Source organism: Oceanobacillus luteolus (assembly GCF_042678205.1).
In the GTDB taxonomy this organism is placed as follows: domain Bacteria; phylum Bacillota; class Bacilli; order Bacillales; family Amphibacillaceae; genus Oceanobacillus; species Oceanobacillus luteolus.
Map to the genome: position 1 here is coordinate 120558 of NZ_JBHUDE010000017.1, position 23157 is coordinate 143714.

General features: G+C 39.1%; 17 protein-coding genes. 16 read left to right on the forward strand and 1 reads right to left on the reverse strand.

Annotation, left to right across the window (positions count from 1 at the left end; translation table 11 throughout):
- Window positions 1-17: 17 nt before the first annotated feature.
- The 9 genes from ACFSBH_RS04790 to ACFSBH_RS04830 all read left to right on the forward strand — a co-directional run bounded on the left by ACFSBH_RS04790 (window position 18) and on the right by ACFSBH_RS04830 (window position 11031).
- Window positions 18-1511 (forward strand): aldehyde dehydrogenase family protein, encoded by a 1494-nt coding sequence (locus ACFSBH_RS04790; RefSeq protein WP_379596318.1) that lies wholly within the window; start codon window positions 18-20, stop codon window positions 1509-1511.
- 588 nt (window positions 1512-2099) lie between these two features.
- Window positions 2100-3110, forward strand: coding sequence for a DctP family TRAP transporter solute-binding subunit (locus ACFSBH_RS04795; protein ID WP_379596320.1), 1011 nt, complete (start codon window positions 2100-2102; stop codon window positions 3108-3110).
- Between the two features lie 25 nt (window positions 3111-3135).
- Window positions 3136-3621 carry a TRAP transporter small permease gene (locus ACFSBH_RS04800; protein ID WP_379596322.1) on the forward strand — a complete coding sequence of 162 codons (486 nt, stop codon included), beginning with the start codon at window positions 3136-3138 and terminating at the stop codon, window positions 3619-3621.
- Complete coding sequence (locus tag ACFSBH_RS04805) at window positions 3618-4907, forward strand: TRAP transporter large permease (protein ID WP_379596324.1); 1290 nt, start codon at window positions 3618-3620, stop codon at window positions 4905-4907. Before ACFSBH_RS04800 ends, ACFSBH_RS04805 begins: the two co-directional genes overlap by 4 nt.
- A gap of 45 nt (window positions 4908-4952) precedes the next feature.
- A complete protein-coding gene (speB, locus tag ACFSBH_RS04810; protein WP_379596326.1) occupies window positions 4953-5936 on the forward strand; it encodes an agmatinase in 984 nt (327 codons plus the stop codon).
- 180 nt (window positions 5937-6116) lie between these two features.
- Entirely contained in the window at window positions 6117-7082 is a 966-nt protein-coding gene (locus ACFSBH_RS04815; protein WP_379596328.1) for a D-2-hydroxyacid dehydrogenase, read from the forward strand.
- 33 nt (window positions 7083-7115) lie between these two features.
- Entirely contained in the window at window positions 7116-7805 is a 690-nt protein-coding gene (locus ACFSBH_RS04820; RefSeq protein ID WP_379596330.1) for a FadR/GntR family transcriptional regulator, read from the forward strand.
- Between the two features lie 400 nt (window positions 7806-8205).
- Entirely contained in the window at window positions 8206-9582 is a 1377-nt protein-coding gene (locus tag ACFSBH_RS04825; protein ID WP_379596332.1) for an aminotransferase family protein, read from the forward strand.
- Window positions 9583-9606: 24 nt separating this feature from the next.
- On the forward strand, window positions 9607-11031 hold the full coding sequence (locus ACFSBH_RS04830) for an NAD-dependent succinate-semialdehyde dehydrogenase (RefSeq protein WP_379596334.1): 1425 nt from the start codon (window positions 9607-9609) through the stop codon (window positions 11029-11031).
- Window positions 11032-11276: 245 nt separating this feature from the next.
- Here the strand turns inward: ACFSBH_RS04830 and ACFSBH_RS04835 are convergent, their stop codons facing one another.
- Window positions 11277-13268 carry an FAD-dependent oxidoreductase gene (locus ACFSBH_RS04835; protein WP_379596336.1) on the reverse strand — a complete coding sequence of 664 codons (1992 nt, stop codon included), beginning with the start codon at window positions 13266-13268 and terminating at the stop codon, window positions 11277-11279.
- Window positions 13269-14007: 739 nt separating this feature from the next.
- On the opposite strand from ACFSBH_RS04835, the gene ACFSBH_RS04840 reads away from it, so the two are divergent.
- The 7 genes from ACFSBH_RS04840 to ACFSBH_RS04870 all read left to right on the forward strand — a co-directional run bounded on the left by ACFSBH_RS04840 (window position 14008) and on the right by ACFSBH_RS04870 (window position 23153).
- Window positions 14008-14706 (forward strand): FadR/GntR family transcriptional regulator, encoded by a 699-nt coding sequence (locus ACFSBH_RS04840; protein WP_379596338.1) that lies wholly within the window; start codon window positions 14008-14010, stop codon window positions 14704-14706.
- A 105-nt stretch (window positions 14707-14811) separates the two neighbouring features.
- On the forward strand, window positions 14812-15978 hold the full coding sequence (locus ACFSBH_RS04845; protein ID WP_379596340.1) for a saccharopine dehydrogenase family protein: 1167 nt from the start codon (window positions 14812-14814) through the stop codon (window positions 15976-15978).
- A gap of 89 nt (window positions 15979-16067) precedes the next feature.
- On the forward strand, window positions 16068-17654 hold the full coding sequence (locus ACFSBH_RS04850; RefSeq protein ID WP_379596342.1) for a BCCT family transporter: 1587 nt from the start codon (window positions 16068-16070) through the stop codon (window positions 17652-17654).
- A gap of 214 nt (window positions 17655-17868) precedes the next feature.
- Entirely contained in the window at window positions 17869-18828 is a 960-nt protein-coding gene (locus tag ACFSBH_RS04855) for a 2-hydroxyacid dehydrogenase (RefSeq protein WP_379596344.1), read from the forward strand.
- A 589-nt stretch (window positions 18829-19417) separates the two neighbouring features.
- The gene (locus tag ACFSBH_RS04860; protein WP_379596346.1) at window positions 19418-21430 is read left to right on the forward strand and encodes an oxidoreductase; all 2013 of its coding nucleotides are present in this window, start codon (window positions 19418-19420) and stop codon (window positions 21428-21430) included.
- Between the two features lie 36 nt (window positions 21431-21466).
- Window positions 21467-22507 carry a TRAP transporter substrate-binding protein DctP gene (gene dctP / locus ACFSBH_RS04865; protein WP_379596348.1) on the forward strand — a complete coding sequence of 347 codons (1041 nt, stop codon included), beginning with the start codon at window positions 21467-21469 and terminating at the stop codon, window positions 22505-22507.
- A gap of 142 nt (window positions 22508-22649) precedes the next feature.
- Complete coding sequence (locus tag ACFSBH_RS04870) at window positions 22650-23153, forward strand: TRAP transporter small permease (protein ID WP_379596350.1); 504 nt, start codon at window positions 22650-22652, stop codon at window positions 23151-23153.
- The last annotated feature ends 4 nt before the right edge of the window (window positions 23154-23157 follow it).

The window sequence follows — 23157 nt, forward strand, 5'->3', positions numbered from 1 at the left end:
TAAAGGGAGAGATTTAAATGGCAACAGTACTGGATACACAAAAATTAGCTAACTTTATCGGTGGAGAGTGGGTTCAAGCAGAAAAAACAACTGCGGTGATCAATCCGGCAACGGGGGAAGAAATTGTTCAGGTACCATTATCAACATCTGAAACCGTCGATCAGGCAGTCCAAGTAGCGAAAGCAGCGCAAAAAGAATGGGCTTTAGTTCCAGCGCCTCAACGTGCCGAAGTGCTGTATCGTGTCGGCTATTTATTGAAAGAAAATAAAGAGCGCCTATCCCAATTATTGACGATGGAAAACGGTAAGGTCATCGAAGAAGCACGTGGTGAAGTGCAAGAAGGAATTGATATGGCGTTCTATATGGCAGGGGAAGGCCGCCGTCTATTTGGGCAAACGACTCCAGCTGAACTGAAAGACAAGTTCGCGATGAGTCAGCGTGTTCCGGTTGGTGTCGTCGGACTAATTACACCTTGGAATTTCCCGATTGCGATTGCCACTTGGAAGTCATTCCCGGCGGTTGTCGCAGGAAATGCCGTCGTCTGGAAACCAGCAACGGAAACCCCTATCATGGCGTATGAACTCGCGAAAATCTTTGAAGAAGCGGGTCTTCCAAAGGGTGTCCTAAATGTGGTGTTCGGGTCTGGCCAAGAAGTAGGGGATTCCATGGTGCAACACGAAGATATCCGTGTCATTTCATTCACCGGGTCCAATGAAACTGGTAGAAACATCGCAGCTGAATGTGGAAGACAGCTGAAAAAAGTATCCTTGGAAATGGGCGGTAAAAACGCGGTGATTGTAATGGAAGATGCCGACCTTGATTTAGCGGTCGAAGGAATTGTCTGGAGTGCATTCGGAACGAGCGGGCAAAGATGTACTGCATGCAGCCGTGTGATTGTTCATGAGTCGGTGAAAGAAAAACTGGAGCAAAAACTTCTTGCTGCAATGGAGAGCTTGTCTATCGGGAATGGACTGGATGAAACAATCAAGGTTGGACCGATCATCAACAAATCCAGTATTGAAAAAATCAGCAGCTACATTGAAATCGGTAAAAACGAAGGGGCTAAATTGCTTGCAGGTGGATATGTCCTGAGCGAAGACGAATTAAAAGATGGAAACTATTTTGCGCCGACCCTATTTACTGATGCCACTTCAGATATGCGGATTGCTCAAGAGGAGATCTTTGGCCCTGTCGTTTCACTGATTCCTGTGAAGAGTTTTGAAGAAGCGATAGAAGTGAACAATAGCGTATCCTATGGCTTATCAAGCTCCATCTTCACAAATGATGTGAATCGTGTATTCAAAGCGCAACGTGATTTGGATACAGGAATTGTCTATATCAACGCAGGTACTACAGGTGCAGAGATTCATTTACCGTTTGGAGGATCAAAAGGCACTGGTAACGGACACAGAGATTCCGGTGTGCAGGCTCTTGATGTGTATACGGAATGGAAAGCTGTATATGTGGACTTTAGTGGGAAGTTGCAGCGTGCACAGATTGATGTGGAGTAAGCTGACACGTCAATAAATTTACATCCGAAAAGCTTTAAAAGTAGAGGTAATTAGTTTCTTATAAGAAATATGGTATGAAAAAATCGGACAGAATGCTCTTAAGAACATTTTGTCCGATTTTTGCTGTACATTTTTGCTTGTAAATGTTTCTTATTAAGAAGAAGTTATTACTAATGAATTTAATGGTATATCTTAGATATTTGTCAATTGTTATTAATCATAAATATATATTTAATGAAAATATTATTTTTATATTGAAAGATTAAAATAATTCTGTTACTATATTGGTACAACCAGTTGGACCAGTTTAGTTTGAAAGGAGCTGCAAAAAAGTGATTACGCAAAATAAAACTAGGAACCAATAAGTGGAATATTACGCAGGTATCATTTGGTAACAAATTAGTTTTAATCATCATTCTATCAGCTTTATACACCTCTCTGCAAAAGATTGTAAGCGATTACTTAATTGTCTTTTCGGTACTGTAAGTCTTTCATGTTCATGTTTTCGGATATTGAAAGTCTAATCAGATTTGACGATAAGCTACTTAAATTTAGACTGGTTAAAAAAATATAAATGGGGGCGAAAAAATGAAAAGTGGTAAATTTATTGTGATAAGCTTAATGATCTTGATGCTTGCTTTTATGGCAGCATGTGGTTCAGAAGGTTCAGCTAGTGGCGAAGATACGTACACCCTTCAAGTTCCTCATGTTACATCGGAAGAAGATCCCACACATAAGGCTTGGGTAAACTTCAAAGAAGAAGTTGAGGAAAAATCCGAGGGACGAATGAAGGTGGATATATTCTCCAACGGTCAGTTGTACAGTTCTGAAAGAGCCATGGTTGAAGCTGTTCAAATGGGGGATATTCCAATAGCTTCGGTAGCCACACCAGCAATGGCAGGGTTTGCAGAGTCCTTTATGATATTAGATTTACCGTTTCTTTTCAATTCAAGAGAAGAGGCTCATGCTGCCCTTGATGGTGAACTTAAAGATCGATTAATGGATGAACTGACTGAAATTGATATGGTTGGTTTCGGAATCGGTGAATTGGGCTTCAGACATATATTGAATAACAGACAGCCAATTACAAAACCAGAAGATTTAGAAGGAATAAAAATCCGTGTGTTAGAAAATCAACTATTTCAAGATATGTTTAATGAGTTGGGAGCAAATGCATCCCCATTAGGATTCGGTGAAGTATACTCAGCGCTTCAACAAGGGACATTTGATGCGTTAGAGTCTACAATTGGATTAACTCTCAGTACACAATTTTACGAAGTCCAGGATTATTTATCTCTTACATCCCACATCTATTCGGGTGATGTAATTTTCGCCAATAAAGAGTACATGGACAGTTTGCCGGATGATTTGAAAACGATTGTAACAGAGGCTGCACATAACTATGTTGAATTTACTCGTAGTCTAGTTCATGAAGAGGAACTAGAAAGTTTGGAGAAGTTAAAAGAATTAGGTATGCAAGTTAATGAAGTTACTGAAGAAGAGAAAAGTGTATTTAGAGAACGATTACAGCCGATTTACGATAAATACGAAGACGTTATTGGAAAAGATTTAATAGATTTAGCTCAAGGTTCTAAATAAAGATTAAATAGGATTGAGGGGTACTATGGACATAAAAAGTTTTTTAGATAAAAAACTAGAGGAATGGGTTTTAATCATCAGTTTAATCATCCTCGTCCTAATCGTTTTTGTACAAGTTCTGTCTCGATACTTTCTTAATTATTCATTTGCTTGGAGTGAAGAGATTGCCCGGTATATATTAATTTGGGTTGCGTGGATTAGTGTAAGTTATTCGATCAGGAGACAGGAACACCTTAGAATAGAATTTTTAAAAGATAGATTTTCGCCAACCGTACAAAAATATATTGAATTAGTTGTTTTAATCTTATGGTTCCTCTTTGCAATATTCCTGGCGATAGAAGGCACAAATGTCATTCTCGGTATACAATCATCAGGTCAAACAAGCCCTTCCATCGGCATGCCAATGTGGATTGCATATTTAGCGATACCTGTAGGAGGACTTTTGATGACGATCAGACTAATTCAACAAGTATACTTTCTCTTTAGAGGCAATAAAAGAGGTGGAATATGACAACGATTGTGTTATTCGGAAGTTTATTTATATTTCTATTAATGAGTGTACCTATAGGTATTGCGATTGGTCTTTCTACAGTTCTAACAATGATGACTGTATCTGATGTGAACTTTTCTACGTTCATTTTGCAATCGTTTTCAGGGCTCGATTCTTATCCATTAATGGCCATCCCATTCTTCATGCTCGCTGGCATCCTAATGGGAAAAGGTGGAGTATCGAAGAAGTTGCTCCACCTTGCTGGGCAGCTTGTGGGCTGGTTAAGTGGTGCCCTAGCTTATATAACAGTAGTGGCTTGTATGTTCTTCTCGGCTATATCAGGATCAGGAAATGCCACTGTAGCAGCAATTGGATCAGCAATTATTCCTGAAATGCGTGCAAAAAAATATGGGGAAGGTTTTGCTGCTGCTATTACAGCATCCGCCGGAGCAATCGGGATTGTCATTCCTCCAAGTATTCCGTTTGTATTATTTGGTGTTATGGGCGGGGTTTCAATTGGTTCTTTATTTTTGGCGGGGATCATACCTGGTATCCTTATAGGAATTGCTTTAATGATTGCGTCTTATTTCGTTCTCAAAAAAAATAAAGATATCGTTGAAGAATCAGACTATGAGGCTGTATCTTGGAAGTCTTTTTTAAAAGCTGTCTTAGATGCGAAGTGGGCTCTATTTGCTCCTATATTGATTTTAGGTGGAATATACGGTGGCTTTTTTACAGCAACCGAAGCAGCAGCTGTAGCAGTTGTTTACGCATTCCTGGTTGGAGTGTTTGCTCATAAAGAATTGAAGTGGCAGGGTATTAAAGAAAGCTTACTAGAAACAATCTCAATAACCGGAGTTACCATGTATATGATAGGGGTCTCAATTGCTTTCGCATACCTTTTGACGATTGAAAGGGTACCACATACCATCGCGGAGACAATTTTATTAATATCAGATAACCCTATTATTATATTATTATTGATCAATATTTTTCTGCTTTTCGTAGGAGCGGTGGTAGATACAATCGCTGCCTTAGTCGTCCTAACACCTATTTTACTTCCAATTGCCGTTCAATTCGGGATTGATCCCGTTCATTTTGGAGTGATATTGGTCGTTAATTTAGCTATAGGATTTGTTACGCCGCCAATCGGGGCTAATTTATTTATAGCTGCTGCAGTTGGAAAGGTATCCATCGAAAAGGTTTCTATTGCGGCAGTGCCATTGATTATTACATTAATCATTTGTCTCTTTATCATATCTTATGTACCAAGTCTATCTCTATTATTGCCGAATCTGGCTAAATAAATTTGTAGAGTAGATTTCATATTATAAACCTTAGGAGGATATAACATGTATAAGCCAAAAAGTTCTTTGGAATCACCACGCTTTTGTGGAATTAGAACGTTCATGAGACTCCCTTATGTCAACGAAACAGTAGAAGCCGACTTTGCGATAGTAGGGGTGCCGTTTGACACCGGCCAATCGTTTAGAACAGGTGCCAGACTAGGGCCGAGCCATATTAGAGACTTTTCTTCTTTACTTAGACCATATAATGGTGTGCAGGATATCGATATCTATGAATACTGTTCTGGAATAGATTATGGGGATATTGATGTTATACCGGGCAACATCCATAGAACCTATGAAAATATTGAATTAGGTTTGGAACCTCTTTTCAATGCCGATATTACTCCAGTCATATTAGGGGGCGATCATTCCATTACATTGGGCAGTTTACGTGCAGCAGCTAAAAAACATGGACCTTTATCTTTAATATTATTTGATTCTCATACAGACACTTCGGAGGCTCTTTACGGTGAGCAGTATACCCATGGAACACCATTCAAGAGAGCCTTGGAAGAAGGCTTGATTTCACCTGAGAACTCAGTGTTCATTGGGATGAGAGGATCTATGGTGACACCAAATGATTTGGATGATGCAAGGGAATTAGGATTTAAAATTATAACAATGAGAGAGGTTCGGGAATTAGGTACGGATGAAGTGGTAAGGCAGATTTATGAGAGGGTCGGCAATCACAAAGCATTTCTATCTTTTGATATTGATTTCTATGATCCTGTTTACGCTCCAGGAACTGGCACGCCTGAAGTAGGCGGCGCAACAACGGTACAAGGAATAGAATTCATCCAGAAGTTGAAAGATATTAATTTTGTAGGCTTTGATTTGGTCGAAGTCCTCCCAGCTTATGACAGTGGGCAACTTACCGCAATCGCAGCCTCAAACACGATTTACGAAATGATTACATTAATCGCGTTAAATAAGAGACGCAGAGTACAAGAGGAAAAGGAAGTTGCAAGTTTGGAAAGTTCGAAATAAATTTGTTGAATAACTAAGGATATCAAATTAACAGACAGACACAAACGGAACCTTTTATTGTCAGCCGAACCATCCATTACAGGATGGTTTCCGGCTGAGGAATGACCATAGTTGTTTGAAGAGGGATATATCGAGTATCTCCTCATTTTATAGAATTACAATAGTTAAAAAGGAGTGTGGATGTTGATTATTTGCTCGATACCTCAACTAACAGATGAACAAATGAAAAAGCTGAAATCGTTAAATGATAAGATTTATTTCACTGAAGACATACACTCTAATACGCATACTGTCCCTTACGACAAGGCAGAGATATTTATTACGTTTGGATATGATATTCAAAATGAGATGTTAGACCGAATGGAAAATTTAAAGTGGATCCATATTTTTCAAACAGGGATAGAGCATCTGCCTATCGATGACATCTTAAAACGAGACATAACGCTTACTCATACGAAAGATATTCATGGTATACCAATTGGTGAATATGTTCTCAGTATGATTCTATACTCGGTTCGTGATATTCCGCGATTTTTGGCAAGTAAACATGCTAAATATTGGGATGAACGAGAACCGAGAATCGAAGAAGCGCATGGAAAAACAGTTGCTGTATTTGGGACGGGATCAGTTGGACGCGATATCGCAAAAAAACTAAAGGCTTTGAGTATGCAAGTGATCGGGGTCAACACTTCTGGGAAATCCATAGAGCACTTTGATGAAACCTATAAGATGGAAGATAAGCACATCGTGTTAGGTAAAAGTGATTTCGTTGTGTTGATCCTGCCTGCAACAAAAGATACATACCACTGTATAGGAGAAGAAGAATTCAAAAGTATGAAAAACAATTGCTTTATTATAAATGTGGGCAGAGGATCATTAATTGACACGGATGCCTTGATAGATAATCTGTTAAAACGAAGAATCAAAGGTGCTGCTCTTGATGTTTTCGATGAGGAACCTTTACCGGCAACCAGTCCTTTATGGGATTTGAACAATGTATTTATTTCTCCTCATATTGCATCATTAACGGACAAATACAATGATCGCTGTATCGATGTGTTTTCTGAGAATTTAAATCTCTTTAAAGAGGGTAAGGAATTAAAATATCGGATTAGTTTTGATAACATTGTAAAGAGGGGTTATTAAACAAATAAAGCGATGCATTAACAGGAGGTTCGAATGAATCCTTTATATATTGAAGTAGTAGCTAGTATCAAAGATAAAATTAACGAAGGTGTTTTAGAGGAAGGTGAAAAATTACCTTCTGAAAGAGAGCTTTCTATTGAATATAATGTCAGCAGAAATGTTATCCGTGAAGCGATTAGTGTATTACGTGACGAAGGACTGGTTACGGTATATGCAGGTAAAGGTTCCTACATCACAAAACCCGATCCAACCATGATAACGGAAACAATCAAAAGAGTAATGAGCAATTATAATACAACGCTTGAAAATATCCTTGAAGTACGGGAAGGATTAGAGCTTTCTATTATAAAGAACGTGATCAAGAGGGCATCACCAGACGATATAAGAAAATTGAATGAAATCTATGAAAGTATGGATGAAAATAAAATGAATATCACTCGATTTGTTAAGTTAGATGAACGTTTCCATCTCAGTTTGGCTGAGTCTTCAAAGAACCCGCTCTATGTTGTATTACTACAGACATTTATTGAAATGACCCAACATGTGTTTTTTGAGTTTACTAAATTAATCCCTGAGAGTGTAGAACAAGCACAGGAACATCATTTGAAATTAGTCTTAGCAATTGAGGAAAGGAATGAAGCTCTTGCTCTAGATATAATGAACGCACATATGCAAGTATTACGAGATGAAATCGAAATATTAAAAGGTAGAGGAGTGATTTAAAATTAAGCAAGATAAGAACATACCAAACTAATTCACTATAAATCTATATTGAATTAGTGGTTATCATACCTATATCAGATTAGATATTTTTGTGTTAATTATTATTTTGACTTTAAGATTATATGGCATTCTTATTGAATCATTAGAATAAGAATGTTTCCTGGATGGTATTACCGGTATTACCGGTCCTACCAGTGTTAGGAGGTGGTTGATCGAGCGTTTAAGAGCCGACCAACAATGGATAACGATAAAAATTATATGATGAGGATATTATTCAAGAATAAATTTATAAATGGGGACTTCGAGTAATAGATTTTGAATTATTTATATGGATAGACAATCAAATAGCTTAATGACAAAGAAATTGAAATACAAATTATTATTGAATGGAGAGATTAAAATGGAACAAACATTAAGTAATAAAGCCGAATTGATAGAATTAGATAAAAAACATTTCTTACATCCAACATCTTCAATTCAGGCTCAACAGAAAACTGGAGCACCATTAGTATTCACGGAAGGTAACGGAATATATCTGAAGGATATGGAAGGGGATATGTATATTGATGGCATGTCTTCCTTGTGGAACGTAAATATCGGCCATGGAAGAAAAGAACTGGCTGAAGTTGCAGCCGAACAAATGAACAAATTAGCATTCAGCTCCACTTTTTCCGGCTTTTCGCATGAACCAGCTATTCGTCTTGCAAAAAAATTGGCTGACCTAGCACCTGGTAATTTAAATGTCAGTTTCTTTACGTCCGGGGGTTCGGAAGCGAATGATTCAGCTATTAAGCTTGTCCGTCACTACTGGAAGGTGAAAGGCTTTCCGGAAAGAAAGAAAGTCATCACCCGTAAACGAGGCTACCATGGTGTATCAATGGGTTCTACGAGCGCCACGGGTATACCCGAGTTTCATGCGATGACGACATCCTTGGCACCGGACTTCCTTTATGCACCGACTCCTTATATCGTAGAAGGAGAATTCACGGAGGAAGATCTAATGAAAGCTGCCCAAGAAGTTCGTAAGATGATTGAATCCGAAGGGCCGGAGACCATTGCTGCTTTTATGGCGGAACCTATTCAAGGGGCTGGTGGCATTATTGTCCCTCCGGAAAAATATTTCGAGGAAATCCGTAATATATGTGACGAATATGGCGTGCTATTTATTGCTGATGAGGTTATTACAGGATTTGGACGTACAGGTAAGATGTTTGGTCTAGAACATTGGGATGTTGTTCCTGACGTGATGACCATTGCGAAAGGAATTTCAAGTGGATATGTACCATTAGGTGCAGTTATGATTAATGATGAAATTCATAGAGAACTTATTAAGTATTCTAAGGGGACACTTTTCCACGGTTTTACTTATAGTGGTCATCCAGTCGGATGTGCAGTAGCTCTCAAAAATATAGAGTTGATTGAAGAAGAAAGGCTGATTGAAAACGCAGCCGAAATGGGGCAAGAACTGGAAAAAGGGTTAAAGTATTTAGAGGAAAAACATTGGTCTGTAGGAAGAGTACGAAATGTGGGCTTGTTGGGCGCGTTTGAGTTGCTGGCAGATAGGGATAAGAATACGAGGTTCGATGCAACACAGGGAGTAGCAGGCAAGGTTGTACAGGAATGCTTGAAAAGAAACCTGATTGTTAGGTCTGTAACGTATGAAGGTACAGATATTATTGCAATCGCACCTCCTTTATCAATTACTAAGGAAGAAATAAAAGATATTATTTCTATTTTTGATGATGCGGTTAGTGCGGTTGAAACAACACTTAAATAAAAGAATTTTAGGGAGAGTGAAGAAGTGTATATTAATGGAAAATGGATTCAGACAGAGCATACACTAGTAGTAAAGAGTCCAGCAACTAATGAAATTGTATCTGAGGTACCTCTTGGAGATGCCTCTCATGTGCAACAAGCGATTGATGCTGCCAAAGCAAGCTTTCCAGCATGGTCAAAATTAGTTGCGCAAGAGCGCTCCAATATTTTACTGGCGATAGCAGACAAAATGACAGACAAGAAGGAATTGTTAGCTTCTATGATCACAAGAGAAATGGGAAAACCAATTGGAGATTCTATGGGGGAGGTTCAGCAATCCATTGATTATTTCCGGTGGTATAGTGAAGAAGCAAAACGGGTTTATGGGGAAACAATCCCCTCTAGCAGTGCGGATAAACGGATTATGGTTATGAAGCAACCTATTGGGGTAGTTGGGGCGATCACACCATGGAATTTTCCAATCTCCATGCTAGCAAGAAAACTCGGACCGGCACTAGCAGTGGGATGTACTGTGGTAGTAAAGCCTGCATCACAGACACCGCAATGTGCCGTAGAATTATTTAAGATATTCGATGAAGTTGGTGTACCGGCAGGTGTATTGAATCTAGTAATAGCAAAAGCTTCTACAGTCTCGGAAACATTCATGAATAGCCCTGAGGTCCGGAAAATCACCTTTACAGGCTCTACATCCGTTGGAAAGCGCCTAATAGAGGGTTCAGCTAAAACAGTTAAAAGAGTTTCCATGGAACTTGGTGGACATGCTCCGTTCATTGTTTTTGATGATGCTGACCTAGATGATGCTATAGATGGCTTGCTACGAACAAAATTCCGATGCTCTGGACAAATGTGTACATCTACAAACCGTATATATGTCCAATCATCAATTCTAGAAACCTTTTCTCAGAAACTGGCAGAAAGAGTTTCCAAATTAAAAACTGGAAATGGCTTTAATCAAGATACTAATGTTGGTCCTCTAGTAGATGAACAAGCATTAGCGAAAGTGTTGGCGCAAGTGAAGGACGCAAAAGAGAAAGGCGCTAAAGTTCTCGTCGGTGGGGAGCGGTTGACTGGTGGCGAGTATGACAATGGTAACTTTTTCATGCCTACAGTACTTGGTGAAGTCTCCGAAGACATGCTGATATATAGCGATGAAACATTCGGTCCGGTTGCTCCAATAATTTCTTTTGAAACCGAGGAAGCTATTTTGGAAAAAGTGAATCATGAACAATATGGGCTGGCCTCGTATGTCTACACTAATGATATGTCACGAATCATTCGTATTACAGAGGGAATAGAGTATGGAATGATTGGAGTAAACGATCCATTACCATTTACCGTGCAGGCTCCATTTGGCGGTGTGAAAGAGAGTGGAATGGGAAGAGAAGGCGGTCATCATGGACTGAATGATTATTTGGAAGAGAAGATGGTTTCGATAAGGTTCAAGGTTTAAGGATGGTAGTTAACAGTAGTCGGTATAAACAGTAGAGAACATAGAAACAGTCATAGTGTCTGTACTAAGAATGCCAGATTAGATGAATGGGTAGAAAAATACTATGCACTATATAATAGTAGAAATAGAAAAAGCCAATGAACAGTTTTCCGTTCATTGGCTTTTTCACGTAATAAGTCGTTTGTGTCGATTACAGAATACATGAAGCAGATCGCTAAATGACTATACAGAAATAAATTGATTCTCTACAACCTATTCCCCACACGAACCCCCTCCGACACAGCAACACTTAGCCGTCTAGGCGAAAGCGCATCCCCGACAAGATCGACATCCATATCCGGAGCATTGGATTTCAGTTCTTCGTAAAGGCTGTTTTCTCCAGTTTCAAACCCAACCAAAACAATGATCTTATCTTCTTCTACAGCTCGTTTGTGACCGGACCAAATATCTCTTAGGAAAAGCTGGTTCTCATCTTGAACGGAAAGCTCCGTATTAGGCGAAAGCTTCACATTATTTTTGGCGAAAAACCGGTACATTTCAGCCTTCTGCATTTCATCGAGATCATGACAGACGGACCATAAAGGTGAAGCGAGTTCAACGTCGATAGCTCCTTCTTCTACTGCGAAATTAGCTATGCTGCCACCTCTGTATTTGCCTTCCCGATCATAAACGAGTACTTTACTATTGGAATCTAAATTCACTTTTTTATTTAGTAGATCGGCGTCCGTCACAAAACGCTCATCCCCAGTATTTACTCCATTAGGCAAGATAGAAGTTGAACCGATAGCAAGTACAACTGAATCAGGTTGATATTCCATGATACTATCAAATGTTCCTTCTGTGTTTGTGTGTATTTCCACATCGAGTCGTTCGAGTTCCATTTTCAGCCACTCATTATGCCTGCCGTAGTGAGGACGTTCTCTCGCAATGGAAGCGGATGAGACCTTTCCTCCAAGCGTTTCTGTACGTTCTAAAAGAATGACATCATGTCCACGTGTGGCAGCAACCCGCGCCGCCTCCATTCCTGCCGGTCCACCACCTACAACGACTACTCTGCGCTTATCTTTAATCGCACGGAAATCATCCAGGGAATCATCTAGAATTGCAGGATTAACTGCGCAGTTCATGGACATTCCATTGTAAAGTCGGCCGATACACTCATTACATGCTATGCAAGGTCTGATTCTGGAAATCTCCCCCTTTTGGGCAAGGTTCGGCAAATCCGGGTCGGCGATAATCGCCCTTGTCATTCCTACAAGATCACATTCATCATTCACTAAAGCCTCTTCAGCTTGCGTAGGGTCCAAAATACGGCCTGCTACGAGAACAGGAACGGAAAGTTCTTCTTTCATCCTTTTTGATATGTGATTGAATGTCCCGCGGTCGAACGTATCTCCTGGTACGAAAGCGGCTTGAGACTTGTAAGTTGCTCCTGTACCGCCACTGATATTAAACACATCGATACAACCAAGCTCGTCCAACCTTTTAGCAATCTTCAGCATGTCGTCCTCATCGAGACCCACTTCTTCTGTGTGAAGGTATCCTGCCATTCTGAAACTAATGATAAAGTCACTAGAAACAGCAGCTCTCACAGCTTCAACCACTTCAATGGAAAACCGCATCCGACCTTCAAAGTCCCCGCCATAGCGGTCTGTCCGATTATTGATCAACGGACTCCAAAATTGCTCAATGAGATGTCCGCCAAAGGATGTGATTTCCATCCCGTCCCATCCGCACCTTTCCAGCCGTGCCGCTGAATCGGCAAAAGCTTCAATGATCGGTGGTATTTCTTCCGTACGCATGACATGTGGTATCTCACGATGAACTCCTTCTGGAACGGCGGAAGGGGCATGAACCGGACGTCCGTCTGCAACTGATGTACCACGCCGTCCCATATGAGTAGCTTGTGACATGATCAACGCTCCGTGTGCATGCACTCGATCCGCAAGGTCTCTTAAGTAAGGTTCATTTAAAGGGTTCCAAAGACTAACAGAACCATAGGAAGCCGATGACTCCTTATAAACGCTGGCAGAACCAAAAGTCATGATTAACCCAGTTCCACCTTCCGCTTTACGTTCATGATAGCGGACATGTCGTTCATTTAAAATACCGTCGTCAAATCCTACAGCATGGGCGGTAGATACAATTCTATTCTTCACTTCTTTTTTTCCTATTTTCAGTGGGCTGAATAGTTTTTCCAGGCCAACCTTGTTATGGACTTTTACCGTGTTATTCATTGATATAACCCCCATGAAAGTATTTTGTTCAATTCATTAGAAAAAGTAAGTTACGTTTATAAAGCGCTTTCAGTACTGCCGTATTTTAATTCATTACATGAATAGCTCATTATATAATTTGGATTATTAAGATAACTAATTTTACTTTATATAATAAACAGGAATACCGCAATGTGCATAGTAAACAAATTTTCATCTAACTTTAAATTTGTTTTCTGAAAAATTAAACGGGTTAAGTTGAAGAGTAGTGTTAATAGAGGAACAAACAAATTTTAATTGTTAGTGCAAGTTGCATAACGTGATTTAGAGTAGGAAAAAAAGAGATGGAATTACGAATTGATTACATGTAACATCTAAAAGTAAGTTATTTGTGTTCAAGAGGATTCTAACATTAATCTAGTTATCTATGTGTTAATAGTTAGGAACTAGGAGAATTACACTGCTAAGCGATTACCTTAATTGACACTCTAATATTCGCAATAAACTTTAAATAAACAAAAAAATAAATATTCCATATTGTGTTTTGCTTTCTATCGTGTTATATTATTGAAAACCTGTTCTACCGGTAGGATAAGATTTAATAAACCTAACATAGAAACAAAAATGTAAACGCTTTCCAAGTGATTGGATGGTGTAGTAATTAAGAGAAAATACATTCTCTCTAGGCGATAGTTGAACTTATGTTTTGGTCAATGACCCTGCCTATCATCTATTGCAGCTTAAATGAGGAGGTGATTGATTGAGAGACTCTTTATATCAAAAGGTCGTATTAAGCATCGAGGAAAAAATAGTTAAAGGCGAAATCAAACTTAATGAGAAATTGCCTTCGGAAAGAGAATTGTCAATAGAGTATGAGGTCAGCCGAAATGTGGTGAGAGAGGCAATAAAAATATTAAAGGAAAAAGGATATGTAAAAGTCCTGGTTGGCAAGGGGGCATTTGTAACTAAACCCAATCCCACTCATATTACCGATTCTTTGGAAAGGGTTTTAAATATTTCTGAATCAGGTCTTGAAGATATTATAGAGGTACGTGAGGAATTGGAGTTGATCATTGTTCAAAAGGCTATTGAAAAGGCAACTGAGAAAAATATTTATGTGTTGAAACAGTGCTATAAAAATATGGAGGAAAAACGAAACAGCATCAGTGAATTTGTGGAAGAGGATGCAAATTTTCATATTGAACTGGCAAAAGCAACTCAAAATGATGTGTTTTATGTTTTATTGAATTCCGTTCACGACCTTTCAGATCGAATACTGTTTAGTTTGACAAGACTATATCCTTTCAGTATTGATATTGCTCAACAACATCACTTTGGAATCATTGAAGCGATAACGACAAGGGATACAGTCAAGGGCATAGAGATTGTGAAAGCCCATATGGACACGATTCGCCTGGACTTGAAAAATTTGTTGGAAGACGAAAAGCTTGTAAATTGAAGCTCAATGCGGGTTAATAAGTCAGATAATAGGAAATTATCGGTAATCAAATTGATTTAAAAGACAAATGGAAAAGTAAAAGCACATTAAAGGGAGGAAAATGGAATGAGAGTAATCATTATTGGAGGGGCAGGAGTACAAGCCTTGGGAACGATTTATGATCTACTGGAAAATGACCAAATAAACGAGGTGATGGTCGCTGATATTCTTGTGGGTAAAGCAGAAGAGAGAATCAAAGAAATAGGTGACCCTCGATTAACCGCGGAAAAGGTTAATGTGTTGGATGAAGACAGTACAGTAGAAATAATAAAAGACTTCGACGTGGTCATCAATAGCGGACCTGCTGTATTTTGTCCGAATGTTACAAAGGCGGCTGCGGTAGCGGGTGTCCATTATGTAGACCTTGGTGCATGGCCGGAAGAAACGAAGCAGCAGTTAGAATTGCATGCTGAATTTAAATCTAAGGGCAAAACAGCTGTGTTGGGGATGGGTAGTGGGCCTGGAATTTCCAATATGATGGCACTTGCTGGGGTGGAACAACTCGATACCGTTTCTGACATCGATATTATCATCGGAATGAGGGACTTTACGAATTATACATCTCCATTGGTTCCGCCTTACATGTTGGATACGATAATTGATGAATATACGTTGAATCCTGTTGTCGTAAAGGATGGCGTTGTGACGGAAATAGACCCGATTTCATCGAGAAAGGTCGAGTTCAAGGACCCTATCGGTGTGACCCATCCAGTTTATACGATACATCCAGAACCGGTTACGCTATATGAATCGTTTAAAGAACTCGGGTGTAAAAATACGACATTCAGTATCGCTTTACCAGAAGAATTCCACGAAAAAGTCAAGTTTCTGGTGGAGCTTGGCTTCGGTAGTACGGAACCGATCGATATGGGTGGGGTTCAAGTAGCACCGAGAAAAGCTTTATTGTCTGTTGTAAATCGATTGGAACAGCCAAAAGTTGATAAGGAGCAATATAGCGTTACTCGAGTCGATGTGGCTGGAACGAAAGATGGCAGTGATGAAAAAGTTGTAGTTGAAGTTTATGTAGGCACTCAAAAGAAATGGAATATTCCAGCTGGCGCGTTGAAGACAAGCCTGCCACCTTCCATCGTCGCACAAATGCTTGCACGTGGTGAAGTGAAGAATAAAGGGGTATTCCCTCCTGAAAAATGCATCGAAACGAAACCTTTCTTTGAGGAACTCAAGAAAAGGGGGATGGAAATATATTCATACAAAGCCGATCACGCATTATAAAAGATGACAACACCAGTAGAGATTCCGATTGAAGAGATGAAAATGTTGAGTTGTGTAGGTTGTAGAATAATTCCTTAGGGGGACTTCTCTTGAAAAAAAACGATAGTGGTAAACCTAGTCTTGACTGGACAGTATTTGCGTTAAGTGGCGGATTTTTTGTATTGTTTATCATCGCATATGTGATAAATAGAGATTTAGTGGGGAACTTTGTTAACGATTCATTTGCTTTTTCTGTGAAATACTTCGGTTCATTTTGGCAGATTCTTTTATTGGCGACGTTCATCTTAGCCATTATTATAGCATTCTCGAAATATGGGGATATCAGATTAGGTAAACAAGCAAAACCCGACATGGGTTACTTTAGATGGGCAGCGATAATCGGGACGACGTTAATGGCTGCAGGTGGCATTTTTTGGGCTGCAGCTGAACCGATGTACCACTTTCTAAGTACACCGCCTTTTTTTGGTGATATAGAATCTGGCACAGCTGAAGCAGTTTCTCCAGCCCTGGCACAAAGTTTTCTGCATTGGGGTTTTCTGTCATGGGCAATTAACGGGACTTTAAGTGTAATTATCTTAATGTATGCTCACTACGATAAGGGTGCTCCCCTTAAACCACGCTCGCTTCTCTACCCGATTTTTGGCGACAAAATAATGAATAAAGGCGGAGTAGGGGCCTTTACAGATACTTTTTCGATTATTGCCGTTGCTGCAGGGACTATCGGTCCCATCGGATTTCTTGGACTCCAAGGCGGATATGCATTTAATGCTCTATTTGGGATTCCGAACAATTTCTTGACCCATACCCTCATCATCGTGGGACTTGTAGTCGTTGCGACAATATCCGTTGTTTCAGGTGTGACGAGGGGTATTCAACTTCTTAGCCGCTTCAACGTGCTCTTGGTGATTGTGTTGTTTGTTTTTATATTTCTGTTAGGCCCAGGGATATTTATTGTTAATGAGTTTATCGGCGGGCTCGGTTTATATCTGCAAAGTATTCCGGCAATGAGTACTTTCCAAGGGGCACCGGATTGGCTTGGAGGTTGGACAGTCTTCTTCTTTGGATGGTTTTTAGGATACGGTCCGATGATGGCGGTCTTCGTGAGCTCCATCTCAAGAGGGAGAACAATCAGGGAGTTGGTCCTGACGATCGCAGTACTAGCGCCATTATTGATGAACTTCTGGTTCACTGTCGTCGGTGGTACAGGCATATTCTATGAATTGAATAATCCTGGAGTGATTTCTGATGCGCTAAGTGTTGCTGGAGAGCCGGCAGCGATGATCGCGATTTCACAGCAACTTCCTTTAGGCACTATTTTGTCCTATTTGTTTCTATTTTCCACCATCATATTTGTCATAACTTCTGCGGATGCGATGTCATTATCCATTTCGATTGCAATCACGGGTAATGATAATCCACAGAAGATGTTACGGGCTTTTTGGGCGATAGTGATGGGGTTAGTGGCAGTCATCCTAGTGGCATTTGGTGAAGGAGGAATTGGTGCTTTACAATCCTTCATTGTCGCTACCGCTGTACCTGTTTCCATATTGTTATTTACAAATTTATGGACTGCTCCAAAGGTTGTTAAGGAGTTATATAAAGAACACAAACAATCCTTGGATCAAAAAGAGCAAGTCGAGGAAGAAGAGGAAGAGGATCTACCCGCAAACTTCTAATATGTATATAAACGTGGAGAATGAAAGACTGAGAGAAAATAATTCTAAGAGTACAAGATTTTATGTATTCAAACATTGCTTTTATTTCTACCGTTATTTTTTTCAACAGACTTGGAGGCTGGCACATTTTAGTATCAGCTCCATTTGCTATATATGAAGCGCTATTAACTTGGTGGAACAGTACGGGAGAAAACTAGAATAGAAGGTGATTTAATTGTTACGAATCGTATTTCCTGATGCGGATTCTAATATGAAAAGTTTGCTGACGGAAGATTTAATTATGAAGCTAGAAAGTGTTGCCGAGTTTGAAATCTACGACGAGAGGCCAAAAACGGATGAGGAATTTATACGTAGAGTTCAATATGCAGATGCTTTGTTGCTTGGTTGGGGGATTTCAAATGAAGTGATCCGGGCATGCGAAAATTTGAAAATGATCTCTTTCACCGGTTATGGCGTAAGAAATTTCATTGATTTGGAATACACACGCAAAAAAGGAATCATTGTGACCAATACACCAGCATACGGTGATAATGCCGTGGCCGAGCACGCATTGGCCTTGATGATGGCACTCACGAAGAACATCCCTGAAAACGATAGGAAAATTAGGAAAGGGAACTGGGATCAATCAACAAGCAACATGGAATTAAAAGGGAAGACGATCGGGTTAGTCGGTATTGGTGGAATCGGTAAGAGGATGGCCGAATTATGTAATGCAATGGGAATGGAAGTAATCAGTTGGACGTTCAATCCAAGCGTCGAACGAGGGAAAGAGCTTGGTGTCATGTTTGTCGAACTGGAAGAGCTCTTAGATGATTCCGACATTGTTTCCTTGCATTTGCCTTATACGAATAATACACAAGGCATTATTGGCAAACCGGAGCTTGAAGCGATGAAACCCGGTTGCATGCTTATTAATACTGCGCGTGCAGAATTAGTGGACACAGCGGCACTGATCCAGCAACTTGAACGTGGTCATCTGGCGGGTGCGGGTATAGATGTTTTTGATCAAGAACCGATTCATCCGGATAGTCCCTTACTCAAGATGGATAATGTCATTCTCTCACCCCATGTCGGTTATAACACACCGGAATCTGTAAGCAACATAATCAAAATAGCTGTCGATAATGTGGTACAGGGTCTGAAGGGTGACCCGGTTAATGTTGTCAATGATTAGTACCCAGTAGTTTGCTTTTAAGGAACGTCAACTTGTAGAACGGTGACGCTTAACGCCCAGGATATGAATTTAAATAAGCTATTCCGATATCCCTATCGAAATGGTCCATAATCCATCTCAATAATATAATGAGGAGATGTACTAATTGTCTGTTGCAGAACTGATTTTATTGTGCATATTGCACTGGTGCCTATTGTCCTCTATTCTAAGCTACCTTACTATCTTACCCATGAGAGATTTAGCGAATTCATAATATATTTTGAGCACATTGTCTATAGCAATCAGGAGATTTATAAGTTATAACTGGTACTAAATTGATTTTGAATTATGCAAATCTTCCCTCGAATAATATTTGCATATATTATTTTAAACTCGAAATCTAAAAGAGTTTTACTAGGAAAGTTTAAATTTAAAAGAACATTTCTATGTGGGGAGGGAACTTTCTAACGAATGGTAAAAAATTGAACAGAACCATAAAATGTAATTTTAGCCGTAAGAATGCATCTTTTATAGCAAGTGCACCATCAATGACTTGTAGCAATCTTATTTAAAATTAACTTAACAGATAAAATAATTAGGAGGTTATAAAATGAAAGTGGCTAAAGCTGCATCTAAACAATTCAAGCACATTCTTTCACCTATACAAGTAGGTCCTATTTCATTAAAAAATCGGATCTTTGTATCTGCACATCAACCAGTTCTTGCAGAAAATGGACTACCTACAGAGGAGTATATCAAATATCATCAAAATATTGCAGCAGGTGGGGCAGCCTTACAAATTACAGGTGCACAATCCGTACATCCAACTGGAATGAACGAATACAATTGTTTAGTCAATCATGACGATTCAATTATACCAGGTTATAAAGAGTTGGCAAAAGCAGTCCATGAAAAAGGAGGAAGGATTTTAGCACAACTGTCACATTTTGGTGCTACCGGTTGGACAGGAATATTAGATGAACCAGCTTGGGCTGCTTCACCGGTGGCTTCAGAAGTAATGAGGGTGATACCTCATGAGATGACAGCATTAGAGATACAAGAAGTAGTGGAAGCTTTTGGAAGCGCTGCCAAAAGGGCGAAAGAGGGAGGGCTTGATGGAGTAGAAATTACAGCAGCACATGGTATGTTAATTGCTTCATTCCTTTCGGGATACGCAAACCACAGGAATGACAACTATGGAGGAAGTCTGAATAACCGGTTGCGTTTCTTATTAGAAATAATTGATTCGGTTCATAGTCAGGTTGGTGATGACTTTATAATTGGAATACGTTTTTCTGCTGATGAAAAGGTAGATGGTGGGATTAATATTTCTGAAGCGAAAGAAATAGCAAGAAGACTCGAATCGACCAATAAAGTTGATTATTTAAATGTTATTTCCGGAACAAATCTAGATCGCATTCAAAGGTGGGAACATTGGCCGGCTACTCCGGCGCCTTATGGATTGTTTGCTGATTTAGCAAAAGAAATAAAGGACGAGGTATCTATACCAGTTTTTGCAGTAGGACGAATCACGGAACCTGCATTAGCGGAAGAAATAGTTTCAAATGAATATGCAGATATGGTTGCAATGACTAGAGGACATATAGCAGATCCGTATATTGTAAAAAAGATTCAGGAAGATAGAGTTGAAGATATAAGACCATGTATAGGATCTAACTATTGTATAAAGCAAGTGCTCCAAAGCAAACCTGTACGCTGTCTTTATAATCCAGAAGCAGGTCGGTCAAATAAACTAGGGTCTATATTACCCACTGATAATAAGAAAAAAGTTGTAATAGTTGGTGGAGGTCCTGCCGGGTTGGAGGCAGCGAGGGTTTCTGCCATGCGGGGTCACGAAGTAACATTATTTGAGAAAAGTGACAAACTGGGTGGGCAATTAAGTCTCTGGTCAAACACGCCAACAATGAAAGAGTTTAAAAAATCTTTGAAGTGGTTCCAGCTTCAATTAGAAAAATACAAAGTAAATGTACACCTAAATACAGAAGTTTCGAAATATGATCTGATGGATTTAGATGTTGACGAAATAATAATAGCGACTGGTGCTGATGCAATGGAATTGGGGTCAAAAAAATGGCTACCAAAAGTTTATGTAAATGAAAATTCGTCCATAGAAATTATTACGCCATCTCAAATGTTAAAGTCGAATATAACTGAATTTAAAAAGGCAGCCATTTGGGATTGGGCTGGAGGAGAGGCAGGAAGTCAGACAGCGATGAGTGCCGCTGAACTACTTGCTAAAGATGGAGTTAAAGTTGAAATCATTTCACCATTTTTTACTATTGCAGAAGATATCCATCCAACCTTAAGGTCTCCATTATATAAAAGGTTATTATCTACGGGAGTAGTCTTTAAACCTAACAGTGAATTAAAGTCTATAAATAAAGATGATTTAGTTATTCGTAATATCTATTCTAATGAAGAAGAAACTATTGAAAATGTTGATGTCCTTGTCCCTTGGCTAGGAAATCAGGTGAACGATAACCTTTATAAAGAGCTTGTTGAGAGTGGACTAGAAAATATTCATTTATTAGGGGATGCAGTTGCTCCACGTACAGTTGAAACAGCAACTCATGAAGGGGCTAAGCTTGCCAGAAAGTTATAAGATGATTAGTAACTAAAAATTTTGAGAGGTGATTTTATGAACCGAAAAATATTATTAGTGGTTCTAGTTATTTCAATGTTAATCTTTAGCGCCTGTAATCAAGCGGAGTCTTCTGAGAAGAACTCTGCGGGTGCACAGGACGGTACCGTTACTTTAAAGCTTGCTGGTATGTCAGCTGCAGATCATCCCTCAACAGTTACTATGAATGAATTTGCCGAAAGGGTTTATGAAGAGACTGATGGAAGGGTAGAAATCGATATTTTTCCTTCCAATCAATTGGGGGATTGGTCTAATGTATACCAGGAGATAGCTCGCGGCACAATTGAAATGGGTTTAATTACTCATCCAACAGAACAGGATTCTAGAGCAGAGCTTTTAGGATTTCCTTTTATTGCAACAGGCTATGATGATATTGAGAAGGCATTTGGTAGAGAATCGTATATTTTTAAGAAAATAGAAGAAATTAACGAAGAAACAGGTATCACATTATTAGCCTTTTATGGTGAAGAGTTTGGTGGGCTTGGTACGGTTAAGGAAGTGGAGAATATCGATAAAGTTGGAGCGGAGAAAGATATTTTAATTCGAACACCTTCGCTAGATTTACAGGTTGAAATGATGAAAGGTCTTGGGTTCAGAACCACTACTATTCCTTTTGCAGATTTATACTCTGCTCTACAAACAGGAGTTGCTGATGGTTGGATAGGTGGTGGACCGACCTATAATTACACTGGTTTTAGAGACGTAATAAAATATTATTACCAAATAAATGACCAATTTATCGCTACACCATTATTTATTAATACAGAGGTATTTCAACAATTAAATGAAGAAGATCGTGAAACGATGCAAAAAATAGCGGAAGAAATCATGAACGGCAGCTTTTTGGCAGCACAAGATAATGAAGAGAAATACCGTCAACTATTGATTGAAGAAGGTATAGAAGTAATAGAGTTAAGCGATAGCCAAATTGAAGCATTTGCAGAATTTGCTAGAACGGAAATGTGGCCACAATTTGCAGAACGTGTCGGAGAAGATATAATCAATGAGCTAATTGAATATCTTGATGAGGCAGAATAATAGATTTAGAAAATGGTAAGTAAATAATAAAGGGAAATGCTCACTCCAACTATATTGAAGTGAGCTTTCTCTTAATTGATATTAAAACAAAATAATTACTTGAATATAGTTTTTAGTAATTATACAAAGGTAGGTTTCATATATGAAATCAGTCAGATTTACTTGGGAATTCTTGATAAAGTTTCAAAGATTTATATTAATCACAAGTGGATTGGTAATCGTATTTGGGCTAATAATGAGCATCCTGTTTCGTTATGTATTAAAATTGGATTTCTTTGGATTAGAAGAAATCATTTTAATCCCAACTATTTGGTTGTACTTTATCGGAGCTGCTTACGGAAGTTATGAAGATTCCCATATTTCAGGAGATCTAGCTGGGGCAATTATTAAAAGTAAAAGAATAAAATTCTGGCTAAGAATAATTACATTGGTACTCTCTTTAGTAGCGACAGTAATATTTACAATCTGGACTTTAAACTTTTTAATATGGAGCATCTATAATTCTGGTGTCACAACCGGTTGGGGTATACCAATTTTTGTATACCATCTCCCTATTTTTATATCCTTTGTACTAATTTCACTATATACACTTTACCATCTAGGAAAACATATTGTTTTGCATGTTGGTAGTAAGGAAGGGGAGTAGGTAG

Excerpts from the sequence above, each read along its gene's own strand:
- ACFSBH_RS04790 (WP_379596318.1), top strand. The coding sequence starts at position 18 with ATGGCAACAGTACTGGATACACAAAAATTAGCTAACTTTATCGGTGGA.
- ACFSBH_RS04795 (WP_379596320.1), top strand. The coding sequence starts at position 2,100 with ATGAAAAGTGGTAAATTTATTGTGATAAGCTTAATGATCTTGATGCTT.
- ACFSBH_RS04800 (WP_379596322.1), top strand. The coding sequence starts at position 3,136 with ATGGACATAAAAAGTTTTTTAGATAAAAAACTAGAGGAATGGGTTTTA.
- ACFSBH_RS04805 (WP_379596324.1), top strand. The coding sequence starts at position 3,618 with ATGACAACGATTGTGTTATTCGGAAGTTTATTTATATTTCTATTAATG.
- speB (WP_379596326.1), top strand. The coding sequence starts at position 4,953 with ATGTATAAGCCAAAAAGTTCTTTGGAATCACCACGCTTTTGTGGAATT.
- ACFSBH_RS04815 (WP_379596328.1), top strand. The coding sequence starts at position 6,117 with ATGTTGATTATTTGCTCGATACCTCAACTAACAGATGAACAAATGAAA.
- ACFSBH_RS04820 (WP_379596330.1), top strand. The coding sequence starts at position 7,116 with ATGAATCCTTTATATATTGAAGTAGTAGCTAGTATCAAAGATAAAATT.
- ACFSBH_RS04825 (WP_379596332.1), top strand. The coding sequence starts at position 8,206 with ATGGAACAAACATTAAGTAATAAAGCCGAATTGATAGAATTAGATAAA.
- ACFSBH_RS04835 (WP_379596336.1), bottom strand. The coding sequence starts at position 13,268 with ATGAATAACACGGTAAAAGTCCATAACAAGGTTGGCCTGGAAAAACTA.
- ACFSBH_RS04845 (WP_379596340.1), top strand. The coding sequence starts at position 14,812 with ATGAGAGTAATCATTATTGGAGGGGCAGGAGTACAAGCCTTGGGAACG.
- ACFSBH_RS04860 (WP_379596346.1), top strand. The coding sequence starts at position 19,418 with ATGAAAGTGGCTAAAGCTGCATCTAAACAATTCAAGCACATTCTTTCA.
- dctP (WP_379596348.1), top strand. The coding sequence starts at position 21,467 with ATGAACCGAAAAATATTATTAGTGGTTCTAGTTATTTCAATGTTAATC.
- ACFSBH_RS04870 (WP_379596350.1), top strand. The coding sequence starts at position 22,650 with ATGAAATCAGTCAGATTTACTTGGGAATTCTTGATAAAGTTTCAAAGA.